The sequence below is a fragment of the Arthrobacter sp. S41 genome (assembly GCF_004320535.1).
In the GTDB taxonomy this organism is placed as follows: Bacteria; Actinomycetota; Actinomycetes; order Actinomycetales; family Micrococcaceae; genus Glutamicibacter.
The window spans coordinates 1-24,515 of record NZ_SIHY01000002.1 but is presented as its reverse complement, the minus strand read 5'-3'; the positions used below and the strand labels follow the sequence as shown (position 1 = coordinate 24,515).

The window sequence follows — 24,515 nt, the reverse complement described above, 5'->3', positions numbered from 1 at the left end:
TACGTATCCTCAGGCTTCGTGCGCGACTGGTTGCGTTGGTTGTTCAACTGGCTTGATGTTCCAGCGTACTGCGGGGTTGCCCCGCCAATAGGTATTGGCAGGCAGTACCTCTCCGCGCAGAACCAAACTGGCTGGACCGGTGGTTGTACCTTCGGAGATCTTGGCCGCTGGCAAGATGACACTATGCGGGCCCAGGGTAGCTCCCGCACCTAGGGTGACCTTGTCGATGGACATGATGCGGTCGTGGAACAAGTGAGTCTGTAGGACCGAACCACGGTTGACCGTTGAATGGTCTTCCAGAGTGACGAGATCGGCTTCGGGCAGCCAGTAGCTTTCGCACCAGACGCCGTGCCCAATCTTGGCCCCTTGGGCGCGTAGGAACCAGACCAAGGCCGGAGTGCCTGAAGCCAAGCGTGCAAACCATTGTGCGCACACAAGTTCGGTGAAGGAATCGACCATTTCGGTGCGCCAGATAAATGAGCTCCACAGTGTGTGTTCACTTGGGCGGATGGCGCCAACTACAAGCCATTTGGCCGCCACTGCGATCAGTGCTGCCAATGCTCCGGCAGCTACGAGTACTGCGCCACTGAGCAGGATGCTCAGCCACACGTTGGTGGAGGTGATCAATGCAGCTAGCGCCCACAGCACTCCACCGGCGATGGCTACGGTGGTGAAGACCGCCAGCGAACGGGTCAGTTCCCAGAAGGAACGCATGATCTTTAGCTTCAACCCTGGCTGATAGGTCCGCTCGGATTCGGCTTCCACGGTGGTACGGCGCAACTTATGTGGAGGCGAACCGATCCAAGAAGTGCCAGCCTTCATCTTCTTCGGGGTAGCGGACAATACTGCGATCAACGAACGCTTGGGGACTCTGCGACCGGCATGCAAGATGCCTGAGTTGCCCAGGAACGCCTTTTTACCAATGCGGACCGGGGCGATATGCATCCACCCGCCACCTAGTTCGTAGGAGGCCACCATGGTGTCGTCGGCCAAGAACGCGCCGGAGGAAATAGTGGTCATCTTGGGAATGAGCAGAACAGTGGAAATTTCGACGTCACGACCCACCTTGGCGCCGAGCAAACGTAGCCAGATCGGGGTGAATAGTGAGGCATACAGCGGGAAGAGCTGATCACGAGCGGTATCAAGTACGCGTTCGGTGGCCCATGCTTGCCAACCCACGCGGGAAGTGACCGGATGCCATCCTTCGACCAGGCCGATGGATAGCAGGCGCACGATGATGATGGTGAGCACCATGCTGCTCAAGAACCAGACAATGGCCGCCACCACAACGGCAGGGATAAAGCGACAGCCGATTTCAGCTAACGAAGGTGCTGGCCGCAAGACTGGGGTGAGCGCAAGCAGTGCCAGAAGAATCGGGATCCACTGTGTCAGGTTGAGCAAGACTGAAGCGAGCCCGCCGAGTAGTCGCGGCAATTTACGATAGGCAGGTTCCTGCTCGGGCCATTTTGGTTTGGCCTTGGACTCTCTGGTTGCCGGGGAACCGGCATAGCGGGAGTTATCACGGGTCGTTCCATAGACGGCTGATCCCGCATCAACAATGGTGTTCGCCCCGATGACTGAGCCGGGAGTCAGGGTACTGCGTGCACCAATGGAGGCATGGGCGCCCACCTCGATGGTGCCCACATGCAGTTTGTCGCCGTCGATCCAGTAGCCACTGACGTCAACTTCCGGTTCAATGGTGGCGCCGGGGCCTACGGTGAGCATGCCGGTGACCGGTGGCAAGGAATGGATTGTCGCGGTGCGGTCAATTTTTGCGCCGAGCATCCGAGCGTACCAAGGCAGTAATGGTGCGCTGGAAAGGGAAATCGGGTCAACAACATCAGCGACATGCTGGGCCAACCAAAGACGCAGGTGCACGGATCCTGAACGAGGATAAGTTCCGGGTTTCAGTCCGCGTAGCAAGAGTTTATTGGCCAGGATTGACAAGCTCATGCGGCCAAGTGGAGTCACGAACACCAGCCACAGTCCGGCTATCACGTACCAAGGGGTTGGCAAGGGGTCTTCAAAAACGTTCATGGCCACGAGGACTAGGTGTCCGAGCAACAGGAAGGTGACCCAACGCAGTCCGGAGAGAATAAACAGCGGGAAGGCGACCAGGGTTTGCGCCAACTGGGTCAGGCGCTTGGTGCGAAGAACCGTGCGCGGTTCCACCGGTTCACTTGATACCTGTTGACCGCCCAGATACTCAACAAGAGCGCCGAATCGCGGGTAGTCGTAGAGTTCGGCAACCGTCAGGTCTGGGTAGCGAACGCGCAATGCCGAGACCAGCTGGGCAGCAGAGAGCGAACCTCCGCCGGAAGCAAAGAAGTCAGCGTCAATTCCGGATACGGGTGCACCGAGTGCCCCTTGCCATGCCTCGGCAATAAATTCGCCAACTTCATCCAGCGGGGGAAGATCTTGGGACTGTTCGGTGTTTTCAGATCCCGGTAGCGGCCAAGGCAATGCGTTGCGGTCTACCTTGCCACTGGTCTTCATCGGCAGGTTATCCATGACCGCAAGGATCGGAACCATTGGTGCTGGCAGGTCTTCTAACAGGGCGGTGCGTGCAGCGGACAGATCGTAGTCTTGGGATGCTTGCAAATAACCGACAAGGATCTTGTTGCCGGTAGCCGTTTCACGGACCGCGACAGCGGCCGAAGATACTCCGACCAGAGAGTTCAGCACTGCGTCGATCTCACCAAGTTCAATGCGCCGTCCACCGATTTTCACCTGATCGTCAACACGACCAATAAAGATCAAACCCAGCGGATCATTGATGACCATGTCGCCGGAACGATAGGCGCGCTTCCAGCCAAGTGTGGGCATCGGTGCGTATTTCTCTGCGTCTTTTTCAGGATCAAGGTAGCGGGCCAGTCCCACGCCGCCAATGATCAATTCACCAGATTCGCCTTCGGCAACCGGAATACCCGCAGGGTCAACGACTGCCAGATCCCATCCGTCCAGCGGCAAGCCGATGCGTACCGGAAGGCTGCCGTCCATGGTGGCGCCGCAGGCGACAACGGTTGCTTCGGTAGGTCCATAGGTGTTCCACACTTCGCGGCCTTCGGTGGCCAGTCGTGCGGCTAGTTCCGGTGGACAGGCTTCGCCACCAAAAATCAGCAGGCGAACCGAATCCAAGGCTTGGGCCGGCCATAGTGCTGCCAAGGTGGGAACGGTGGACACTGCGGTGATGGAACGAGAAATCAGCCAGGGCCCGAGGTCCATGCCGCTGCGCACGAGGGCGCGCGGGGCGGGGACGAGGCAGGCGCCATTGCGCCAAGCAATCCACATTTCTTCGCAGGATGCATCAAAAGCTACGGATAGCCCAGCAAGCACGCGGTCTGTGGTGTTTAGCGGATCAACCGGTAAAAACATCTTGGCTTCAGCATCAACAAACGCGGCCGCTGATCGATGGGAAACGGCAACACCCTTGGGCTTGCCAGTGGAACCTGAGGTGAAGATGATCCACGCGTCGTCTTGAAGATCTGGCAGACGCGGAACAGGAAATGGCTTTGGCCGGGCGGCATCCACCACGATGGTGTCCGTACCCTTAACGATTCCGGCAACTTGCGCTTCGGTAAATACCGTTTTGGCACGTTCGTCCGGGTCATCGGCGTCTACCGGAACGTAGGCGGCGCCGACCCAGAGAATCGCCAAGATCCACTCATATAGGTGACGAGTTCCGGACTCAACACGTACGCCAACGCGGTCGCCAGCTCCCAAACCTTGCTCGTGGAGGCGCAGCGCCTTGGCCTTGACCTCAAGGAGCAACTCTGCGTAACTCTCGGTGCGCTCGCCGTCGTCAATAGCCGCCGCGTCGGGGTGAGCCTGCGCGGTGTTCTGGAGAATGTCTATGAGGGTACGGGCAGCCGGAGCTAATGCACCGGAAGGAAATTGTGGGGTGTAAATTTCTTGATCCGGTACAGGAGTTTGATCGTTGTTCATTTTGAACGGATCCATCGCTTTCACAAAAATGTGTCAGTTGTGTCGGGTCGCTGGGGGAGTGCGTCCCGGAAACGAAATGGATCCTGGAGGGGTGGGACCTGCTGGTCCCGTATTCATTTAATACGCTTTGAACCTCGCCTTAGCCCAGACTTGCTTGAACTGTCGGCTATCTCTCAAAGGATTCACTGCTGCGACGCGAAAGGCCTTCGAAGCAATGGGTTTTATTGCTTCTCAGGCCTTATCGCTGGTACTTATTGCAACAGGATGACTTTGCCAGTGGTGGATCGAGATTCCAAGGCAGTATGCGCCGCGGCTGCCTCGGTCAGCGGATACTGTGCACCGATGCGCACATCAATCTTTCCGCTGGCTACCCAACCAACCATGTCGCCGAAGCGCCAGTGCATCTCCTGCTGCGAGGTCAAGAAGTCCACAAGCTTTGGACGTGTCACGGTCAACGAACCGCCGGCATTCAATCGCTGTATATCAAAAGGTGGGACCTGACCGCTGGCGCCACCAAAGAGAACTAGCGTGCCACGGCGGCGCAAGGCTGCCAGCGACGTATCAAAGGTGTCTTTGCCGATACCGTCATAGACCGCGTTAACTCCCTTGCCGCCGGTGACTTTGTCAACGGTTTGGGCCACCTGGTCGTAATCGACCACGTAGTCTGCCCCGGCTGCCTTAGCCAGATCCTTCTTTTCCTGGGTGGATGCGGTGGTGATAACGGTGGCACCCTTGAGTTTGAGTAGCTGGGTGAGGATCAGGCCTACTCCACCGGCGCCGGCATAGGTGAGGATAACGTCGCCGTTGTGAACCATGTAGCTGGAGTGGACCAGATAGTGAGCGGTCATGCCCTGCAAGGGAAGGGCCGCAGCGACATGTAAATCCACCGCGTCCGGGACCTTGCCGGTAAGCGCGGCATCCACCAATGCATACTGCGAGTAGCCCGCTTCTCCTGAGGCCGTTGCTACGCGATCGCCGATCTTGAAGTTCTGTACGCCTTCACCAATCTGCTCAACTACGCCAGAGAATTCTGAGCCGGGCACAAATGGGTAGTCCACGGTGTAGATGCCGCTGCGTTGATAGGTCTCGATGAAGTTCACGCCGGTCGCCGCGATCTTGACTAGGAGCTGGCCAGCACCCGGGGACGGAACTGGGATTTGAGTTAGCTTCAGTCCGTTGGCGTCGGTTGGTTCGTTAACTGCAATGGCTTGTTGCTCCATGTTGCATTACTCCTGAAATTCTCAGTGTCCCGGGGGTATTCCGGCGGGGTCTCTACGGCCAGTTTAGGACTTTGCTCTTCACGGTGGGGACAGCTTCGCAGGATGTCGGGTTACGTGACGAAGAATTTTATGAATATTTATTAGCGTGGGTGAATAATTCGCGATAGAATCTAGTCATGACGATTTCAGTAGCTGTCTCCGGCGCCAGCGGTTACGCCGGCGGTGAGGTCCTTCGCATCCTTGCGGCCCATCCAGAAGTAGAGATTGGCGCAATCACCGCGCACTCCCAAGCCGGGCAGCGACTCGGCTCGATCGCACCGCATCTGCATGCGCTCGCCGATCGAGTTCTGGTAGAAACCTCGGTAGAAAACCTCGCCGGGCACGACGTAGTATTCCTGGCCCTGCCACACGGTGCCTCCGGCACCGTGGCCGCAGCGTTACCGGAAAACACCTTGGTCATTGATGCCGGGGCAGATCACCGCCTTGAATCAGCAGCCGCCTGGGAAAAGTTCTACGGCTCCGAACACGCAGGCTTCTGGCCATATGGGCTGCCCGAACTACCTGGCCAGCGTGAAAAACTGGTGGGCACCAAGCGCGTAGCCGTACCAGGCTGTTACCCAACCGGCGGTCAGCTCGCCCTTGCACCGGGCTTCGCGGCCGGGCTGCTCGAGTCAGATGACGTGGTCATCGTCTCCGCTTCCGGAACCTCGGGAGCCGGCAAATCGCTGAAGCCAAACCTCTTGGGTAGCGAAGTGATGGGCTCGATGAGCACCTACGGTGTTGGTGGCATCCACCGCCATATCCCGGAAATGGAACAGGGCTTCTCCAAGCTGGCCGGCGAAGAGGTCATCGTGTCTTTCACCCCAACGCTGGCACCGATGCCACGCGGAATTTTGACCACCGCCACCGCCAAGGTGAAAGCCGGAGTCACTGAAGCGCAATTGCGCACCGCTTGGGAACAGGCGTACGCCAACGAGCAATTTGTGCACCTGCTACCCGAGGGCCAGTGGCCGACTACCGGCGCGGTCCAAGGCTCCAACCACGTTCAGCTACAGCTGGCCTTTGATACGCACGCCAACCGTGTGATTGTCACCGCCGCGCTCGATAACCTCACCAAAGGCACCGCAGGAGCGGCAGTTCAGTCCATGAACATCGCCCTGGGCTTGCCAGAAAATACCGGATTGCTCATGCAAGGAGTTGCACCGTGAGTCTCGCCCACACCAATACCTATCCTTCGGCACCAGCTTTAGGTGTCACCGCACCGGCCGGCTTCAGCGCTGCCGGGGTACCAGCAGGTCTGAAGTCCACCGGCAAGAACGACGTTGTTCTGGTCAAAAACCTTGGTCCAAACTTTAACGCCGCCGGTGTCTTCACCTCCAACCGTGTGGCCGCCGCCCCGGTGCACTGGTCCAAGCAGGTCTTGGCTGATGGTCGAATTGATGCGGTGCTGCTGAACTCCGGCGGAGCCAATGCCTGCACCGGCGCCGAAGGTTTTGGCAATACCCACCAGAGTGCCGAATACGTCGCTGAACTGCTCTCGGTGTCCGCAGGGGATGTCGCTGTGGCCTCCACCGGCCTGATCGGCATGCAGCTTCCTATGGATAAGCTGCTTCCCGGGGTGAAAGCCGCCGCCGATGCGTTGGCCACCGACCAGAATGCCGCCGATCAGGCCGCAGCCGGAATTATGACCACCGATACCGTGCCGAAGTTAGTTTCGCGCACGGTGGGGGATGCTGCAAGTGGCCAAGTGGTCATTGGCGGTATGGCCAAGGGCGCGGGCATGCTCGCCCCGGCGCTTGCCACCATGCTGGTTGTTCTCACCACCGATGCGGTGCTTTCTTCCGATCAGGCCGATCAGGCTCTGCGCGTAGCCACTGCGATGAGCTTTGACCGTGCCGACTCCGATGGCTGCATGTCCACCAACGACACCGTGTTGCTGCTGGCCTCCGGTGCCTCGGGCACCACCCCGGACTTGGGCGAATTCACTGCAGCACTGACCGACGCCTGCTGCGAACTGGCCGCGATGCTGATCGAAGACGCCGAAGGGGCCGATCACACCATCGCGATCCGCACCTACAATGCCGCCAGTGAAGCCGACGCCCTGGAAGTTTCCAAGGCCGTATCCCGCTCCAACCTGGTCAAGACCGCAGTGTTTGGCAAAGACCCTAACTGGGGCCGTGTGCTCTCCGAGGTTGGCACCACCAAGGCCGCCTTTGAACCAGATCAGCTTAACGTCTCGATCAACGGCGTGATGGTCTGCAAAAACGGCGGGGTGGGCGAAGATCGAAATCTGGTCTCTCTTGAAGAGCGCAACGTGTCCATCGAGATCGATCTGAACGCAGGCAGTGAGGAAGCCACCGTGCTGACCAACGACCTGACCCACGACTACGTCCACGAAAACTCCGCCTACTCCAGCTAGGAACGATCCACATGGCTCAAAGCATCCGCACCAACCTGGATTCCGCCCAATCCAAAGCCGAAGCGCTCATTGAAGCACTGCCGTGGATCCAGCGCTTTGCCGGAACCACCATGGTCATCAAATACGGTGGCAATGCGATGGTCAACGATGAGCTGCGACGTGCCTTCGCCGAGGACATCGTCTTCTTGCGGCATGCCGGAATCAATCCGGTGGTGGTGCACGGAGGCGGACCGCAGATCAATAAAATGCTTGATACTTTGGGCATCAAGTCGGAATTCCGCGGGGGACTGCGGGTGACCACGCCCGAGGCCATGGACGTGGTTCGTATGGTGCTCACCGGCCAGGTGCAGCGCGATCTGGTGGGGCTCATCAACTCCCACGGACCCTACTCGGTGGGCATGTCCGGCGAGGACGGCGCCACCTTGCAGGCCGTGCGGACCGGCACCATCGTTGACGGATTGCCGGTGGATTTGGGTTTGGTTGGTGAGGTCACGCGCGTGCGCACCGATCAGGTTGACTCACTGGTGGACGCCGGCATGATCCCGGTGATTTCCACCGTCGCCCCGGAATTTGATGACAATGGCGATCCAACCGGTGCGGTGCTCAACGTTAACGCCGATACCGCCGCGGCCGCCCTAGCCACCGCGCTGGGCGCCACCAAACTGGTGATCCTCACCGATGTGGAAGGGTTGTACGCGGCCTGGCCGGACAAGTCCTCGCTGATCAGTTCCATCACCAACGATGAGCTGCGCGGCATGCTGCCAAGTCTGGAATCGGGCATGATCCCCAAAATGGGTGCCTGCCTGAAAGCCGTCGATGAAGGCGTGGGCCAAGCGCACATCGTGGACGGTCGAGTCCCGCACTCCATGCTGCTAGAAATCTTCACCACCGCCGGGGTGGGCACCCAGGTGCTCCCGGGGGTAATCACCCACGCAAAGGACAACTTGTGAGCGAGCAATCCACGCACACCAACAGCGCTACCGATGTGGCCATCGATGAGGTGGCGCAGCTAACCCAGCTTTCTTCGGCGGCTCTTTCCGAGCGCTACTCCACCTCGCTACTTGGCGTTTTTGGCACCCCGCAGCGTGTACTCGTGCGTGGTGCTGGCTGCCATGTGTGGGATGCTGACGGCAACCAGTACCTGGACCTGCTCGGTGGGATCGCGGTGAATACCCTAGGGCATGCCAACCCGCTGCTGACCTCCGTGATCACCAGCCAGCTGGCTACCTTGGGGCACGTGTCGAACTTCTTCACTTCCCCGAGCCAGATCGCCCTGGCCGAAAAGCTACTGGAAATCTCTGCCGCACCGGCAGGTTCCAAAGTCTTCTTCGCCAACTCCGGAACCGAAGCCAACGAGGCGGCCCTGAAGCTGACCCGGCGCAACGCTGGCACCGACCAGACCCCGCGTACCCGGGTGATCGCCCTAGAACACGCCTTCCACGGCCGCACCCTAGGTGCACTGTCGCTGACCTATAAGGAAAAGTACCGGGCTCCTTTCGCTCCGCTACCCGAAAACGTCACCTGGATTCCAGCCGGCGATATCGAGGCGCTGCGTGAGGCAGTGGACGAAACTGTCTCGGCGGTGTTCATCGAGCCGATTCAGGGTGAGGCCGGAGTGAAAATGCTCTCGGCTCAGTACCTGCAGGCAGCCCGGGACATTACCCGCAAGGCTGGCGCCTTGCTGGTCTTCGACGAGGTGCAAACCGGCATGGGGCGCACCGGCGCATTCTTCGCCTCGGCACCGGTCATTCCCGACGTGATGACCTTGGCCAAGGGTCTGGGCGGCGGCTTCCCGATCGGCGCGATGATCGTCTTTGGTGAAGAAAATACCGGACGCCTAACCCCGGGCGATCACGGCACCACCTTTGGTGGTAACCCGGTAGCCTGCGCGGCGGGCCTGGCGGTCATCCACACCATCGAATCCCAGAACCTGCTTAAACAGGTTCGAGAAAATGGTCAGTGGCTGCGTCAACAGCTAGCCGGGATCACCGGCGTGGGACAGGTGCGCGGGGCAGGGATGCTCACCGCCTTTGAGCTTACCGAGGCCAACGCCCCGGCACTGGTGACCGCGGCGCTAGATGCCGGATTTATCATCAACGCCACCGACGAGTTCACCATCCGTCTGGCCCCGCCACTGGTGATCACCCAAGAGCAGCTGGGCAGCTTCTTGCAGGCGCTGCCACAGCTGATCGCCGCCGCCTAAAACTTCGCACAAATTCTAAGGAACAAACTGATGAGCACAACCCGCCACTTTTTGACCGACCTGGATTTCACCGCCGACGAACAGTCCAAGGTGCTTGATCTGGCCGCTGCGATGAAGGCCGACAAGTACGGCTACCAGCCATACGCTGGCCCGCAGACCGTCGCGGTCTTTTTTGACAAGACCAGCACCCGCACCCGCGTTTCCTTCCACGCCGGCATCGCCGAACTGGGCGGCTCCCCGCTGATCATCAACTCCGGCGAATCCCAGCTGGGCCATAAGGAGTCCATCGCCGACTCCGCCATGGTGCTCGAACGTATGGTCTCCACCATCGTGTGGCGCACCTACGCCCAGTCTGGCCTGGAAGAAATGGCGGCAAACTCATCCGTGCCGGTCATCAACGCGCTGAGCGATGACTACCACCCGTGCCAGTTGATCGCCGATCTGCTCACCGTGCGCGAGCACAAGGGCGCCACCCAAGGGCTGACCATGAGCTACCTGGGCGACTCGGCCAACAATATGGCCAACTCCTACCTGCTTGCTGGTGTCACCGCCGGCATGCATGTGCGCATTGCCGGTCCCGAAGGCTACCTGCCTGCCGAATCGATCGTCGCCGCCGCACAAGAGCGGGCGAAGCTCACCGGGGGATCGGTCACCATCACCACCGACGCTGCCGCCGCGCTGAAGGACGCCGATGTGGTGGTCACCGACACCTGGGTCTCCATGGGTCAGGAAGATGAGAAGGAAGCACGCCTGAAGCTGTTCACCGACTACTCGGTCACCTCCGAGGCGATGAAGCTGGCCAAGGCGGATGCGATCGTACTCCATTGTCTTCCTGCCTACCGCGGCTACGAAATTTCCGCCGAGGTCATTGACGGCCCACAGTCGGTAGTTTTTGACGAAGCCGAAAACCGCGTGCACGCCCAAAAGGCCGTCATGACCTGGCTTATGGTCGCTTCCGGCCTGGCCCAAGATCCCCGAGTGGAGCTGTAAAAAAATGTCCTCGCAGCCAAGCACCAAAACCGCTCGACAGGCCCGCATCCGCGCATTTTTGGGCAACAACTCGGTCAAATCACAGGCCGAGCTACTCGGGCTGCTCAAGGACGACGGGCTGGAAGTCACTCAGGCCACGCTCTCCCGTGACCTGGTGGAAATCGGCGCGGTGCGCATCCGCGACCACTCCGGCCAGCTGATTTACGCGGTGCGCCAAGAAGGTGGGGATCGTTCCCCGCAGACCGCGATTACCCAGGAAGTGCTCGACGCGCGCCTGGCCAAGATTTGCGCCGAACAGCTCGTCACCGCCGAAGCCTCCGGGAACATCGTGGTGCTGCGCACCCCGCCCGGCGCGGCGAATCTGCTGGCTCTGGCCATCGACCACTCGCAGATGCCGCTCATTTTGGGCTGCATCGCGGGAGATGACACCATCATGGTCACCACCCGCGACGTGGATGGGGGAGCCGAGGTGGCTGCCCGCTTCCTCGCACTGGCCGAACCGCGCTAACCCGCAGCCCGCCCGCTTCCACACGCCGCTTCCACGCGCCCGCTTCGGCTAGCCCAGGCCGCCACGCACTTTTCCACAGTGCGCGGCGGCCTGCGTTGTTAACCGCCCGATCGGCGCATCATCAACCCATGGACAAAAACAGTGTTACCAGTGCGCTGACCGAGGTCGCTTCGGCGCTGGCCTCGGGCATCACGCTGGAGCCGGCGCAGCTGCTGCACGCCGAAACACTGTGCCTGGAACTGGTCCAAAACCTGAGCACCCAGGCATCTTCCATCGCCGATCCACGCGTTGCCGTGGCTCACGCACAACTGGCCGAAGCGTTGAGCCGGCAGGCCACACGCGCCAGCATAGCCGCGGCCAGCACCGTGGAAACCACCGCCGCGCATGCCCTGCACGTGAATGAATTCGACGACCTGCGCGCCGGCGTCACAGATTTCAGCGCCGAGCCGGTTTTTGCCCCAGGCCGCACCCTCTACCAGGACGCGGCGGAGACCCTAGCCAGCGTGCTGGACCTGAACTATTTTGAGGCCGCCGGCCGGATCAGCGACGCACATTTGGTCCACGCCCGCGCCGATATCTCCGGCGCCGCCTGCGCCCCACGGTTCACCTTGTTGGCCGAGCATTTCCATCACCACGCAGCCCCTTCGGATCCTGACCTCTCTGCGGATTCTGCCGCATCGTCATCTTCCGGCTCTGCTCAGGGGTGGAGTTTGCCAGATCTGCATCAGCTGGCTGATCCACGCGAAGTGCTCAAAATTGCCCGCGCGCTCGACAAATTTGAACCCGCAGACACCACCTTCGATGGCAGTCCTACCTCGGCTACCGCCACCGCACCGGACGGCGTCCTGCTCGAAGTTCATGCCGCTGAGCACCTGAATATTCAGCAGGTCCGCACCCGCCAGAAGCAGTTGAATTCTTTGGTCAAGGCGTACAAGGACGCACACGGCGAAACAAAAGCTCCCAAGCTGGGGCTCTTTCGCGGCCCGGTGATCAATGGGGTCCACGAATTTATCGTCCGCGTCCGCTCGCTTGATGCAGAGGTCTGGGAATCGTTGATCGCTCAGGCGGACAACAAGCGCACCCAGGCTGGCGCCGCCGCCCGTCAAGCCGTCGATGCTTCCACCTCTTCCGCTAACGCCTCTTCCGCAGGTTCATCAGATTCCACTTCGGCCACTGGCAAAGCGGATCCGGAGGAAAAGACTGACGAGAAAAACACCAGCGAGGAAAAGACGGGCGACGAAAGCACCAACGAGCAACGCCCCGACGATGCGGATGAGGCAATCGACCCACTCTGGCACAGTGATGACCCGATTCCTGACTGGGCCCGCAGCGACGCTGCGCACCCGCCCAACGAAGACCCGCCGGAACCAACCGATCCACCTGATCCGTTGGCTCCACCCGCACCAAACAAAGCCTTGCCGACGATGCCCTCAACGTGCAGCATTCCCGAGCGCAGACTCAACGCGCTGAACGCGGTGCTTCGAAATGTCGACCCCGACAGCGCCGGCAAACGCGTGACCCCGGAAATTGTGGTGCATGCAAACTACGCTGACCTGTGTGATTTGGCGTCCCTGCAGGGGATTACCGCCCATAGGGTCAAACTCAGCGGGCCCGAACTGCGCACCATGCTGTGCGAAGCTAAGGTGCTCAGCCCGATTTACAACGCCGACGGGGTCATCATGGATATCGGTCGCGACGCCCGGCTCTTCCCACGGTGGATGAAGTTGGCCGCCCGGGACCGCGATGGTGGCTGCCTGGTACCAGGCTGCACCACAGAACCTGCGTTGTTGGAGTTCCACCACTACACGCCTTGGGCCAAAGGCGGGCACACGCGGTTACAAGACTGCTGTCCCTTGTGCACAAAGCACCACGTCATGGTTCATAGCGGATACCTGAAGCTGGTCAAGATTAAGGGTCTGCCCTACGTCATCCTGCCCAAACATTTGGATCCCGAGCAGGTCCCACGGCGCAATACCTACTTCGCGCGCACCTAAACCCGAGTAATACCCAAGCCCCACCAACCCGCAAGACCACACAAAAACTGCCACCTTGTTCGATCAGTGAAACACTGTGCGAACAACGTGGCAGTTTTTGTCTCTCGGCTTAGGCTGCCAATTCGGCTACCGCATCCAACGAGAAGGCCCGCTCAAAAGCGACCTGAACTTCATCGGTGTGGGCGACCAACACGATCTTATGGATCGGCGAAATATGTTTGTTGGTGTCGATCCACCGCGAGATTGCTTCAAAGGCAATGTCGGCAACCTGTTGCGGATCCCAGCCGAAGGCCCCGGCCCCGATCGCCGGGAAAGCGATGGAATGCGCGTCGTGGCGTGCGGCCACGTACAACGAGTTCACAAAGCAGTCGTTGAGAATTTTCGGATTTGGTTTGATCAGTGCCAAGTTCGGCGCTGCGGTATGGATGACCCATTTGGCGTGCAGATCACCGGCCTTGGTAGCCACAGCAATTCCCGAGGGAATCCCATCGGGATAGCGCTGGGCGCGAACTTCGCGACATGCGGCGAGCAGGCCGGGCCCGGCGGCGTCATGAATCGCTCCATCAACACCTCCACCGCCCAACAACGATGGGTTGGCCGCGTTCACAATGGCATCAACGTGCAGGGTGGTGATGTCGCCCCGGTACAACTGGATTTCCATTTCGTACCTCCGAAGGTAGTTCCGATTCGGTTATGGTCATCACCATACGCCCGGGCGACGTGGACTGGAAGAGATTAAATTTCGAGTTTCCTGTGTGTCCTGCCCGAAGCGAGGCTGCATGATTCAACGCAACAGTGAATATTTATGAGCAACATTGCATAAAACTTTGCTAGAGTGGGGTGCAGTGCAATTTTTTACCGGCAGAAAGGAACAGGCCATGGCCTCGTCAACTAATGAAGGATCGCTCTGGGGCGGTCGGTTCTCCGGCGGCCCAGCGGATGCAATGGCAGCGCTGAGCAAGTCCACCCATTTCGACTGGCGCCTAGCCAGCTACGACATTGCCGGTTCCCGCGCCCACGCAAAAGTCCTGAACCGCGCCGGCCTGCTCACCGATGCTGAACTCAAAGACATGATCGCAGCTCTAGATCAGCTTGAGGCCGACGTTTTATCCAAGGCCTACGTAGCCGCTGAGTCCGACGAAGACGTCCACGGTTCCTTGGAACGCGGATTGCTCGAACGCGCAGGCACCCAATTGGGTGGAAAGCTACGCGCCGGACGATCCCGCAACGACCAGATCGCCACCCTCGGCCGGATGTTCTTGCGCGATCACGCCCGCATCATCGCCACGGGCGTCATCGACACGCTTGATGCCATGGTTCAGCAGGTTAAAGCGCATCCTTATGCGCCGATGCCTGGCCGCACCCACCTGCAGCACGCCCAGCCGATCCTGCTCTCGCACCTTTTGCTGGCCTACTCGTGGCCACTGCTGCGCGATGTGCAGCGACTGGTCGATTGGGATAAGCGCGCGGCCGTTTCACCGTATGGCTCGGGCGCACTAGCCGGCCAAACCCTAGGTCTTGACCCGAATTTTGTGGCCGCAGAATTGGGCTTTGACTCGGCCGTACATAACTCCATCGATGGCACCGCGGCCCGCGACGTGTTTGCCGAGTTCTCGTGGATCGCTGCGATGATCGGTGTGGACCTTTCGCGCGTCTCCGAAGAGGTCATCCTCTGGGCCACCAAGGAATTTAGCTTCGTGAAGCTGCACGATTCCTTCTCCACCGGTTCATCGATCATGCCGCAGAAGAAAAACCCGGATATCGCCGAGCTGGCTCGCGGTAAGGCTGGACGTTTGATCGGCGATCTGACCGGCCTGCTGGCAACACTCAAGGCCCTGCCATTGGCCTACAACCGCGACCTGCAGGAAGACAAGGAGCCGGTCTTTGACGCGGCGGATACCTTGGAAATTCTGCTGCCGGCTGTGGCGGGAATGATGGGAACGCTGACCTTCAACACCGAGCGTATGGCCGAACTGGCACCCCAAGGCTTCGCTTTGGCTACTGATATTGCCGAATGGCTGGTTCGTCAGGGTGTGCCGTTCCGGGACGCCCACGAGCTTTCCGGCGCCGCGGTTCAGCTGGCAGAATCCCGTGGTGTGGAACTCTGGGACCTCACCGACGAAGAGTACGCCGGCATCTCCGAGCACCTGACCCCGGCGGTACGCGAGGTACTCTCCACCGAGGGTTCGCTGAACGCCCGCAACGGTCAGGGCGGCACCGCACCGAGCGCCGTGGCAGCGCAGCTAGTTGAGTTCGAGCGCCAGCTTGAAGAGATCCGCGCGTGGGTTAACCAGTAACCCGTTAGCGCTCAACGACCACGGTCGACGCATCACCACAAATGTGTGGCCGCGTCGACCGTGGTCTTTTTCTGCCCTCACCGCGCGGGCCTTGCACCGAGGTGAGACGGCTTTTGTTCGACCCGCACCAACGCTAGAGTGTGTGCCATGACATATGAACTTCCTCCGGGTGAACTGATCAAGCAGGTAACCTCCGCCTTAGATGAATTGCAGGCCCAGCTGGCCGCGCTGCCGGACGAAGTTTTTGCCAAGCCAAGCTCGTTGCCCGGATGGAGCACCGCGCAGCTCGTGGCGCACCTGCATTCACTCGCGCAGGCCGCGCACCGTCAGTTTGTCCACGCCGGACAAGCGCAGCTTCCTCAAATGTACGACGGGGGAACAACTGGCCGGACCGAAGCCATCAACATGGTGGCCTTACTGCGTCCGGAAAAGCTACGCGAACTTGTGGCCGCTTCGCTGGATGAATTGCGCGCCGTGCTCCCCGAAGCACGTGAACGCTGGGATGAACCGGTCGGTTACCGTCCCGGGGCCAAGGTCGCCGACATGATGTACGCAACCTGGCGTGAGATGCTCATCCACGCGACCGATCTGGACGCGCAGCTACGCCCGGCGGCCAGCTGGCCACAGGAATTTTCCGAGCACCTGTTGCGTGCCCTCGGTGCGCGTGTTCGGCCAACCGATCGAATCGTGTTGCAACCACTGGGGAAAAAGCCTCTGGTGCTCGGCGACGGACCACATTCGTGGGTGTTGGAAGGAACCGATTTTGACCTGGCCGCATGGTTGGCCGGACGACCGGCGGGCGGTGTGGTGCGGGCTACGGCCGCAGCCGACGGCGCCGAATTCCCGACCTTGCTCCCATGGCCTAGCGATCGGCTATTGCCTCGTTAGATCCGGCACGGCACAGGACCTGAGTATGCTGCCGATCCTGATCCCCACCAACATTAAGGCCTCGCGTTTAACTATCTCGACGTGTCTCGGAGTGATGCGCCAGTTTGTCGACGGGCGACTGAGCGGGTGCAGTTTTGGTCCACTGCGCCAAAATCTGCAGTCCATCATGCGAAGCGGAGCCAGGTTCGGCGGAGAAAATTAGCATCTGGTTCCCACGGTCCACCGACAAGTCCACCCCCACATAGGTCAGATCCAGATCGCCGACCAAGGGATGATGAACGCTCTTGGTTCCGGTGCGGTGCTCGCGCACATCATGAGCGCCCCACAATTTGCCAAAAAAGTTACTACGGGTGGACAGCTCGCCAACCAGATCGCTTAATTGCCGGTCATAGGGCGAACGACCAGCTTCGGCACGCAGAAGTGCCACAATTTGGTGCGCGTTTGCTTCCCAATCCCGGTAAAACTCTTGAGCTTTCGGATCGAGAAAAATAAAGCGCGCAGCATTCACCGGTTGTGATTGGTCCTGGAACATGGGTGAAAATAACGCGCGACCAAGATCGTTGGTGGCGATCGCGTCCAGCCGACCATTTTGCACAAAAACCGGGACCGTCGACATCGCGCTAATCGTCTGGAGCACGTCGGCGCTCAGCTGAGTTTTGCGTGGCGCAGCTCGACGCTGCGAACTGGCTCCCACATTCACTGCCCGAACCAGATCGAGCAAATGGGAGTGCTCAGCCGAATTAAGTTGTAGGGCCCGGCTGATGCCGTTGATCACCGATTCGGAGACACCCTTGGCGTTACCACGCTCCAGGCGCTTGTAATACTCGGCGCTCATGCCCGCCAAAAGGGCCACTTCTTCGCGGCGCAATCCTGGAACGCGTCGGCGTCCACCGTAATCGGGGAGCCCAACTTGTTGCAGGTTCAACTTGGCGCGGCGCGAAATGAGGAACTGGCTGAGGTCATCCTGGTGGTCCATATTTTCGACGATACAGCACCACTCACGCGCTAAAGGTGCCCTGCTGGGGAACCCATAATCAGGGTCTGGCTCAGCACTTCGGCCGACGATTGAATTGATGCATCGACCCTAGAACCTCAAGGTATTGCACAACGAAAGGCACCATTATGAGCAACGTTTGGTTTATCACCGGAGCAGCCCGCGGCATGGGCATCGAACTGGCCAAGGCGGCACTGAACGCCGGACACCGCGTGGTGGGCACCGCCCGCGACGCCAAAAAAGTCACCGCTGCACTGGGCGAGCACAAAAACCTTTTGCCACTCTCACTAGACATCACCAACGCCGAAGCTGCGGTGGCCGCGGCAGAAGCAACCGTAGAACATTTTGGAAGCATCGACGTGTTGGTCAATAACGCTGGTAACTTCTACGCCGGATATTTTGAAGAAATCAGCGACCGGCAGATGCGCCTGCAAATGGAAACCAACTTTTTTGGTCCGCTGAACGTCACCCGCGCCATTCTGCCCACCATGCGCGCCCAGCGCAGCGGTCACATTTTCACTATCACCTCGGCCGCCGGGCTGATCGGACAAGAATTCTGTGCCGCCTACGCAGCCTCGAAGTTTGCGCTGGAAGGCTGGATGGAATCCCTGCACTTTGATCTTGACCCCTACGGTATCGGGACCACCGTTGTTGAGCCAGGTTTCTTCCGCACCGAACTGCTAGTGGAAGGCGCCTCATCGATCTGGCCTGAACTGTCGATTAGCGACTATCAGGAACGAACCAGTTCAACGATCGCCGCGTGGAAGGCCATGAACGGAAAGCAGGGAGGCGATCCTGCCAAGTTGGGTCAAGCCTTGGTGACTTTGGCGGCGCTGCCAACACCTCCGCAGCGATTTGTGGCCGGCGCGGACATCGTCGCCGGCGCAGAGCAGAAGGCACAGCAGCTCCTGGCTCAGGTAGATGCCCATCGTGAACTCTCATCTGCCATGGATCTAGAGGATTAAGACTTCGATCCGCCGGTACATCACGGCGCAGCCAGTAATTTTTAGCACCCCAGAACATCTCAGAACAGGAAGTTGCACTCATGTTAACCGCACAATTGGGGGACCTAGAGGTCTCACAAATTGGCCTTGGTGCCATGACCATGGCCGGCACCTACACCAGTGAGGGCCAGCTGGATCATGCCCAGTCCATCCGCACCATTCACCGTGCCCTAGACCTTGGGGTCACGCACCTAGACACCGCCGAAATTTATGGACCATACTTGAGTGAGAAAATTGTTGGGCAAGCTCTCAAAGGGCGTCGCGACAAGGTAGTTTTGGCCACAAAATTTGGGCTGGTGTCACATGACGGCGGTCCGGGCACGATCGACAGCTCGCCGGCCAACGTGCGTCGTGCGGTAGAGGGATCGCTACAACGACTGGGAACCGACTACATCGATCTTTACTATCAGCACCGGGTAGATCCCAATACGCCGATTGAACAGACCGCTTCAGTCGTCGCCGAGCTCATCGCCGAAGGTAAAGTGCGCCACTTTGGGCTCTCGGAAGCGTCGGTGCAGACAATTCGCCGGGCGCATGCAGTGCAGCCGGTCTCGGCGCTGCAAACCGAATACTCGTTGTGGACCCGTGACGTTGAATCACAACTACTGCCGGTGCTGCGCGAACTTGGTATCGGGCTGGTTCCATATTCTCCGCTCGGCCATGGTTTGCTGACCGGTTCTATTCGCACTGTGGATGATTTTGCCGACGATGATTGGCGCAAAACCAATCCGCGATTCCTCGCGGAGAACTTCCAGAAAAACCTGGCGATCGTTGACGAAGTGCGCAAAATTGGTGCGGAAATTGGTGCGACGCCAGCCCAAACGGCACTGGCCTGGCTACTCTCGCAAGGAAATGACATCGCTCCGATCCCCGGAACCCGACGCGTGAGCCGAGTTGAAGAAAATACGGCCGCCGCAGAGGTGCGCCTGAGCGCCGGGCAGCTTGCACGCCTCAACGCGCTAGAACCGGCGGCCGGAGCCCGCCATGACGATAACAACATGTCCTCGATCGACCAGTGAGCCAGCGCGGAGCCCGCGCGCAGGGGCAAGAAAAATGCTCCGGTTGGGAGTACCACGCTCAAGGAACTAAAATCTTATGCGTGACTAATAACGAGAGCATTACAGACCTGCTGGATCGACTGTGCGCGGTAGTGCCCGATTACCCACAGCCAGGTATCTCCTTTAAGGACCTCACCCCAGTATTTGCCGATCCGATCGGACTACGACGCCTCGTTGATGAACTGATCGCGCCGTTCGCTGGCAGCTACGACATTGTGGCTGGGCTGGAAGCGCGTGGTTTTGTGCTGGCCGCGGCGGCAGCCTACGCATCGGGCAAGGGCATGTTGACCATTCGTAAGGCGGGCAAGTTACCGCGTGAGGTATTCCGCGACGACTACACCCTGGAATATGGGTCCGCCTCGCTGGAAATCCATAAGGATGAGATCGCACCGGGCACCCGAGTATTAGTGCTGGACGACGTGCTGGCCACCGGCGGCACGGTTGGTTCCTCGGCCCGATTGATCGAACGTGCCGGAGGCGTCGTCGCAGGCGTCGGCGTCATCTTGGAACTTGAGGAACTTGCAGGGCGCAAAAAACTGTCCGGTTACGACGTGCGCAGCCTGCAACTGGTCTGAGCTACCAATGCTCTGGGCTACCAATGCTCTGAGCCACCAAATTCCGGGCGTGATCTTGGCGCCGGGAAACCGCGTTGGTGCACACACTAAGTAGATGACGCCTAGGGTCCGCGAGGATTCGTTCCGAGCCACCTTAGGCGCGTATCATTATCTGTCCTGTGTTTTTGCGCAGGAGCAGATTTTAAGCGCGAGGGGAACTAGGTTGACCGAGACGATCGAACGCGACTTGTTAGCTGAATCCGACTATGTGGGCCGGCTGTATGCGCGACTTGATGAGTTGCGCGCCGAGAAGGTTGAGCAGCTTGAACGCACCCGAGCCCAGGGCGCCATCGGCACATTCCAAAATATGTCCGAACGCGACTCCTTTGCCACGTTGTACGAGGACCGGATCGCCCAATTAGACGCCGTGCAGGATCGCCTGGTCTTTGGCCGTCTTGATATGGCCGGCGACGAACAAACACCGCGCTACATCGGGCGTATCGGTCTGTCCGACGAAGAACTGAACCGGATGATGATCGACTGGCGCGCCACCGAGGCCGCCCCGTTTTATCAGGCCACCGCACTGAACCCGCGCGGGGTACGCCGCCGCCGCCACCTGATGCTCAAGGGCCGTGGTGTCGCAGGGATTGAAGACGACGTACTTGATGAAACCTGGCTGGATGAGGGACACACCCATCACGGCGAGGGTGCGCTGATGGCGGCGCTGCGTGAAAAGCGCACCGGTCGCATGGGAGACATCGTCGGTACCATTCAGGCCGAACAGGACGCGATCATTCGCGCCCAGCTGCCCGGCGCGGTGGTAGTTCAGGGCGGACCGGGTACCGGTAAAACCGCGGTCGCCCTGCACCGTGCCGCGTTTTTGCTCTACGAATACCGCGAACGACTCAAAAATGCTGGTGTGCTGATCGTCGGCCCATCAAATTCCTTCATGCGCTACATCGAGCGTGTGCTGCCCTCCCTTGGTGAGACCGGCGTGGTCATGTCCTCAGTGGGCGACCTGTACTACGGCCTGCATGCGATCCCGGAAACCAACCGCACCGTCGCGCGACTTAAAGGCCAGCTGTCCATGGCCAAGGTCATCGCCGCCGCGGTCCGTAACCGTCAGCGCCTCATTGATCAGAACCGCACCGTGGTGGTTGAAGGCACCCGCCTGACGCTGACCCCGAAGATGGTGCGCAACGCTCGGGAACGCGCGCGCCACACACATAAGCCGTACAACGAGGCGCGCGAAACTTTCACCAAGGTCCTTGTTGGGGATCTCGCGGAGCAGCTGCGTCGCAAACTGGAGGAATCGGCCGGTCAGTCCTCGACCACGGATCGTTCCTACCTGCCGCAGGAAGTGCGCGAAGCCTACGACGTGCGCATTGTGCTCAACCTATGCTGGATGCCGATGACTCCTTCGCAGCTGGTGAGCGAACTTTTTGCCAACCCGCACCTGTTAGAAGCCGCCGCACCGCATTTGAAGGAAGCCGAGCGCGACGCACTGTACCGTCGGGCCGGTTCACCTTTCACCGAGGCCGATGTGCCGCTGCTTGATGAAGCCGCGCAGCTGCTCGGCGAATTTGCGGACCCCAATATCGCTGCCCACACCGCCCAATACGAGGCGGATATTGAGAACGCGAAGGCCGCGTTGACCAATATGCATACGATGTTGGAGAACGCCGGGATCGACGGGGTGATTACCGCCGAACAGGTCGCCGGGGTCAACCAGGAAACCGCAGCGAAGCTTTCGGCTGCCGAACGTGCAGTGGCCGATCGCACCTGGGCCTACGGACATATTGTTGTTGATGAGGCGCAGGAACTTTCGCCCATGCAGTGGCGTTTGTTGGTGCGTCGATGCCCGATGAAGTCCTTCACCATTGTGGGCGACATTGCGCAAACTTCAGCTGCTTCCGGTGCGAGCAGTTGGGCCCAAGCGCTGAAGCCGTTCTTCGCAGATCGCTTTAATCTTGAAGAGTTGAGCGTGAACTACCGTACGCCGGCGCAGATCGCGGACGCGGCAGTTCGAGTGGCCCAAGCAGCTGGCCTACACATCACCACCCCGCAAGCCGTGCGTGAGGGGGACTGGCCACCGGTGCTCACACAAAGCACCGAGGAAAATCTGGAATCCACCGTCCTTGAGGCCTTGGCGCAGGAGTTGACGTATTCGGCTGGTGGCTTGCAGGCCGTGATCGTTCCACAACAGCATTTGGCCCGCATGCGCCAGGCGGTCAGCAATAAATATGGCGATCGTGTGGGAACCGGTTCGGGTGGTTTGAGCCAAGACATTGTGGTGATCACCGCGCGCGAGTCCAAGGGCCTTGAGTTTGATGGTGTGTTGATTCTCGAGCCGGCCCAGCTGGTCGCGGAAGTTGATGGTGGCGTGGGCGATCTCTATGTAGCCATGACCCGTACCACCCAACGCTTGCACGTGGTCCACAGCCAAGAGCTACCGCAGGGATTGCGCGCCTAGGAGCGAGTTGTTGAGTATCGAATTGTTGATTATCGACGGGCAAGGCAACTGGCACTTGTGTGTTGCCAAGCGATAATCTGGAAGTTGTGCGCTGGTGGGCAACCCCAACCGCGGCGCGAGAGCAAGTGCGCGTGAATTATCCACGCGTACTAGGGGCAGAACGAAGAGCGAAAATTGGTCACAGAGAGCATGTCTGAAACTAAGCAGAATCCGGTGATTGCCGGACAGAAGAATGATGCATCTTTCCAGAACGTCTGGCAGGAACTGAAGTGGCGCGGCCTAGTGCACGTATCCACCGACGAAACCGAGCTGGAGCGTGCCCTGTCCGAACAGACCGTGACCTACTATTGCGGGTTTGACCCCACCGCTCCGTCCCTGCACTTGGGCAACCTGGTTCAGCTACTGAACATGCGCCGTTTGCAGCTCGCGGGGCACAAGCCGCTGGCTTTGGTGGGCGGTTCCACCGGTTTGATCGGCGATCCGCGTCAAACCGCAGAGCGCACCCTCAACACCAAAGAGACCGTGAACGAATGGGTCGCCAAGCTCCAAGCCCAGGTATCGCGTTTCCTTTCCAACGAGGGGGATAACGCGGTCCAGCTGGTGAACAACTTGGATTGGACCTCCGGACTCTCGGCCCTGGACTTCCTACGCGATGTTGGCAAGTACTTCCGTGTGGGCACGATGATCAAAAAGGAGATCGTGGCCGCACGCCTGAACTCCGATGAGGGCATCAGCTACACCGAATTCTCCTATCAGGTCCTGCAGGGCTACGACTACCTGGAGCTAAACCGTCAGTACGGTTGCACCTTGCAGACCGGCGGCTCAGATCAGTGGGGCAACCTCACCAGCGGCACCGAGCTCATCCGCAAGGTCACTGGCAACTCCGCGTTCGCCTACGGCACTCCGCTGATCACCAACTCGGATGGCACCAAGTTCGGTAAGTCCGAGGGCAATGCCATCTGGCTGGATGCGCAAATGTGCAGCCCGTACACCTTCTACCAGTTCTGGTTGAATACTGCAGACGCCGATGTGGCTAATCGCCTCAAGGTCTTCACCTTCTTAACTCGCGAGCAGATCGAAGCCCTAGAGGTTGAAATCGCCGAGCGTCCGTTCAAGCGGGTTGCCCAGCGCACCCTTGCTTGGGAAGTCACTTCCTTGGTGCACGGCGAACAGGCTACCGAGCAAGTTATTGCTGCTTCGGCTGCGGTCTTTGGCAATGGCGATCTGAGCGCGATCGATTTGCCAACGCTTGAATCCGTCATCGCAGAACTCCCAACTGCCCAGGTGCGTGCCGAGGATCTTGGCATCCTCAACGTGCTGGTTGCTTCGGGACTGAGTAAGTCTCAGTCGGAGGCTCGACGCACTGTCAGCGAAGGCGGCGCCTACGTGAATAACGAAAAGGTTGAAGGTATCGACTCCGTACTTAGCGAGTCGGACTTCCTCCACGGTCGTTACGCAATTGTGCGCCGCGGTAAGAAGAACATGGCTGTTGTTGAACTGAGCAAGTAACCCTCAGCCGGACCCGTATTACACGAAACCACCAGAAAATGTTGTGAAGCAGCACACTTTTTTGGTGGTTTTGTTGTACATGGATACTAAAAGCACTAGTCGGAGTGGGAATAGGCCACTAAATACGACACGGAAGCCGATTTTGCGCCGGGTGGGAATCCGTGTAGAGTCTTATCTCGCGCCGCTGATCCGGACGGGCCGAAAAGGTCTGAAAGAAACAGTGGGGTAAACAAGCTGGAAACATCGAGTTGACTTTGGTTAGCGCGGTGGTAAGCTTGAAAAGTTGCTCCGGAGCGAAGCAGTCACTGAGAAATGGTGGTTGTGGTGTCGAGAGTGTTTGTTGTTTGAGAACTCAATAGTGTGCCAAGTTTGTTGATACCGAATATTTATTTTATTTGGTGAATACATAACATTTGCTTGAGGCATTGCACCCCCGTGTGATGTTCTTGAGTGTTTTTT

The 24,515-nt window shown here is 59.4% G+C and carries 18 protein-coding genes; 14 read left to right on the top strand and 4 right to left on the bottom strand.

Annotation, left to right across the window (positions count from 1 at the left end):
* Positions 1 to 9: 9 nt before the first annotated feature.
* Entirely contained in the window at positions 10 to 3,945 is a 3,936-nt protein-coding gene (locus EYR88_RS11415) for a Pls/PosA family non-ribosomal peptide synthetase (protein WP_131089894.1), read from the bottom strand.
* Between the two features lie 251 nt (positions 3,946 to 4,196).
* Positions 4,197 to 5,165 (bottom strand): quinone oxidoreductase, encoded by a 969-nt coding sequence (locus EYR88_RS11410; RefSeq protein ID WP_131089893.1) that lies wholly within the window; start codon positions 5,163 to 5,165, stop codon positions 4,197 to 4,199.
* 176 nt (positions 5,166 to 5,341) lie between these two features.
* Here EYR88_RS11410 and argC point away from each other — a divergent pair, with 176 nt between their 5' ends.
* From argC to EYR88_RS11375, 7 genes are all read left to right on the top strand, one after another.
* Entirely contained in the window at positions 5,342 to 6,373 is a 1,032-nt protein-coding gene (gene argC / locus EYR88_RS11405) for an N-acetyl-gamma-glutamyl-phosphate reductase (RefSeq protein ID WP_131089892.1), read from the top strand.
* A complete protein-coding gene (gene argJ / locus EYR88_RS11400) occupies positions 6,370 to 7,584 on the top strand; it encodes a bifunctional glutamate N-acetyltransferase/amino-acid acetyltransferase ArgJ (protein ID WP_131089891.1) in 1,215 nt (404 codons plus the stop codon). Before argC ends, argJ begins: the two co-directional genes overlap by 4 nt.
* 11 nt (positions 7,585 to 7,595) lie before the next feature.
* On the top strand, positions 7,596 to 8,534 hold the full coding sequence (argB, locus tag EYR88_RS11395) for an acetylglutamate kinase (protein ID WP_131089890.1): 939 nt from the start codon (positions 7,596 to 7,598) through the stop codon (positions 8,532 to 8,534).
* A 35-nt stretch (positions 8,535 to 8,569) separates the two neighbouring features.
* The gene (locus tag EYR88_RS11390; RefSeq protein WP_131090357.1) at positions 8,570 to 9,787 is read left to right on the top strand and encodes an acetylornithine transaminase; all 1,218 of its coding nucleotides are present in this window, start codon (positions 8,570 to 8,572) and stop codon (positions 9,785 to 9,787) included.
* Positions 9,788 to 9,817: 30 nt separating this feature from the next.
* Positions 9,818 to 10,777 carry an ornithine carbamoyltransferase gene (argF, locus tag EYR88_RS11385; protein WP_207306519.1) on the top strand — a complete coding sequence of 320 codons (960 nt, stop codon included), beginning with the start codon at positions 9,818 to 9,820 and terminating at the stop codon, positions 10,775 to 10,777.
* A 4-nt stretch (positions 10,778 to 10,781) separates the two neighbouring features.
* Positions 10,782 to 11,285: an arginine repressor gene (locus EYR88_RS11380; protein WP_131089888.1), complete on the top strand. Its 504-nt coding sequence runs from the start codon at positions 10,782 to 10,784 to the stop codon at positions 11,283 to 11,285.
* A gap of 128 nt (positions 11,286 to 11,413) precedes the next feature.
* A complete protein-coding gene (locus tag EYR88_RS11375) occupies positions 11,414 to 13,279 on the top strand; it encodes an HNH endonuclease signature motif containing protein (protein WP_131089887.1) in 1,866 nt (621 codons plus the stop codon).
* Between the two features lie 109 nt (positions 13,280 to 13,388).
* On the opposite strand, the gene EYR88_RS11370 is transcribed toward EYR88_RS11375, so the two are convergent.
* Positions 13,389 to 13,940, bottom strand: a complete 552-nt coding sequence (locus EYR88_RS11370) for a macro domain-containing protein (RefSeq protein ID WP_131089886.1) — start codon at positions 13,938 to 13,940, stop codon at positions 13,389 to 13,391.
* Positions 13,941 to 14,157: 217 nt separating this feature from the next.
* On the opposite strand from EYR88_RS11370, the gene argH reads away from it, so the two are divergent.
* On the top strand, positions 14,158 to 15,576 hold the full coding sequence (argH, locus tag EYR88_RS11365; protein ID WP_131089885.1) for an argininosuccinate lyase: 1,419 nt from the start codon (positions 14,158 to 14,160) through the stop codon (positions 15,574 to 15,576).
* 147 nt (positions 15,577 to 15,723) lie between these two features.
* On the top strand, positions 15,724 to 16,464 hold the full coding sequence (locus tag EYR88_RS11360; protein ID WP_131089884.1) for a maleylpyruvate isomerase family mycothiol-dependent enzyme: 741 nt from the start codon (positions 15,724 to 15,726) through the stop codon (positions 16,462 to 16,464).
* A 67-nt stretch (positions 16,465 to 16,531) separates the two neighbouring features.
* On the opposite strand, the gene EYR88_RS11355 is transcribed toward EYR88_RS11360, so the two are convergent.
* Positions 16,532 to 17,440: a helix-turn-helix transcriptional regulator gene (locus tag EYR88_RS11355; RefSeq protein WP_131089883.1), complete on the bottom strand. Its 909-nt coding sequence runs from the start codon at positions 17,438 to 17,440 to the stop codon at positions 16,532 to 16,534.
* 146 nt (positions 17,441 to 17,586) lie between these two features.
* Between EYR88_RS11355 and EYR88_RS11350 the strand changes: the two genes are divergently transcribed.
* The 5 genes from EYR88_RS11350 to tyrS all read left to right on the top strand — a co-directional run bounded on the left by EYR88_RS11350 (position 17,587) and on the right by tyrS (position 24,056).
* The gene (locus tag EYR88_RS11350; protein WP_131089882.1) at positions 17,587 to 18,423 is read left to right on the top strand and encodes an SDR family oxidoreductase; all 837 of its coding nucleotides are present in this window, start codon (positions 17,587 to 17,589) and stop codon (positions 18,421 to 18,423) included.
* A gap of 80 nt (positions 18,424 to 18,503) precedes the next feature.
* A complete protein-coding gene (locus tag EYR88_RS11345; RefSeq protein ID WP_131089881.1) occupies positions 18,504 to 19,481 on the top strand; it encodes an aldo/keto reductase in 978 nt (325 codons plus the stop codon).
* Positions 19,482 to 19,552: 71 nt separating this feature from the next.
* A complete protein-coding gene (locus EYR88_RS11340; protein ID WP_131090356.1) occupies positions 19,553 to 20,095 on the top strand; it encodes an adenine phosphoribosyltransferase in 543 nt (180 codons plus the stop codon).
* Between the two features lie 202 nt (positions 20,096 to 20,297).
* Positions 20,298 to 22,547 (top strand): UvrD-helicase domain-containing protein, encoded by a 2,250-nt coding sequence (locus tag EYR88_RS11335; protein ID WP_131089880.1) that lies wholly within the window; start codon positions 20,298 to 20,300, stop codon positions 22,545 to 22,547.
* 189 nt (positions 22,548 to 22,736) lie between these two features.
* Positions 22,737 to 24,056 carry a tyrosine--tRNA ligase gene (gene tyrS, locus EYR88_RS11330; RefSeq protein WP_131089879.1) on the top strand — a complete coding sequence of 440 codons (1,320 nt, stop codon included), beginning with the start codon at positions 22,737 to 22,739 and terminating at the stop codon, positions 24,054 to 24,056.
* Positions 24,057 to 24,515 lie beyond the last annotated feature (459 nt).

Coding starts and splice junctions, on each gene's coding strand:
- EYR88_RS11415 (WP_131089894.1), bottom strand. CDS start 3,945: ATGAACAACGATCAAACTCCTGTACCGGATCAAGAAATTTACACCCCA.
- EYR88_RS11410 (WP_131089893.1), bottom strand. CDS start 5,165: ATGGAGCAACAAGCCATTGCAGTTAACGAACCAACCGACGCCAACGGA.
- argC (WP_131089892.1), top strand. CDS start 5,342: ATGACGATTTCAGTAGCTGTCTCCGGCGCCAGCGGTTACGCCGGCGGT.
- argB (WP_131089890.1), top strand. CDS start 7,596: ATGGCTCAAAGCATCCGCACCAACCTGGATTCCGCCCAATCCAAAGCC.
- argF (WP_207306519.1), top strand. CDS start 9,818: ATGAGCACAACCCGCCACTTTTTGACCGACCTGGATTTCACCGCCGAC.
- EYR88_RS11380 (WP_131089888.1), top strand. CDS start 10,782: ATGTCCTCGCAGCCAAGCACCAAAACCGCTCGACAGGCCCGCATCCGC.
- EYR88_RS11375 (WP_131089887.1), top strand. CDS start 11,414: ATGGACAAAAACAGTGTTACCAGTGCGCTGACCGAGGTCGCTTCGGCG.
- EYR88_RS11370 (WP_131089886.1), bottom strand. CDS start 13,940: ATGGAAATCCAGTTGTACCGGGGCGACATCACCACCCTGCACGTTGAT.
- argH (WP_131089885.1), top strand. CDS start 14,158: ATGGCCTCGTCAACTAATGAAGGATCGCTCTGGGGCGGTCGGTTCTCC.
- EYR88_RS11360 (WP_131089884.1), top strand. CDS start 15,724: ATGACATATGAACTTCCTCCGGGTGAACTGATCAAGCAGGTAACCTCC.
- EYR88_RS11355 (WP_131089883.1), bottom strand. CDS start 17,440: ATGGACCACCAGGATGACCTCAGCCAGTTCCTCATTTCGCGCCGCGCC.
- EYR88_RS11350 (WP_131089882.1), top strand. CDS start 17,587: ATGAGCAACGTTTGGTTTATCACCGGAGCAGCCCGCGGCATGGGCATC.
- EYR88_RS11345 (WP_131089881.1), top strand. CDS start 18,504: ATGTTAACCGCACAATTGGGGGACCTAGAGGTCTCACAAATTGGCCTT.
- tyrS (WP_131089879.1), top strand. CDS start 22,737: ATGTCTGAAACTAAGCAGAATCCGGTGATTGCCGGACAGAAGAATGAT.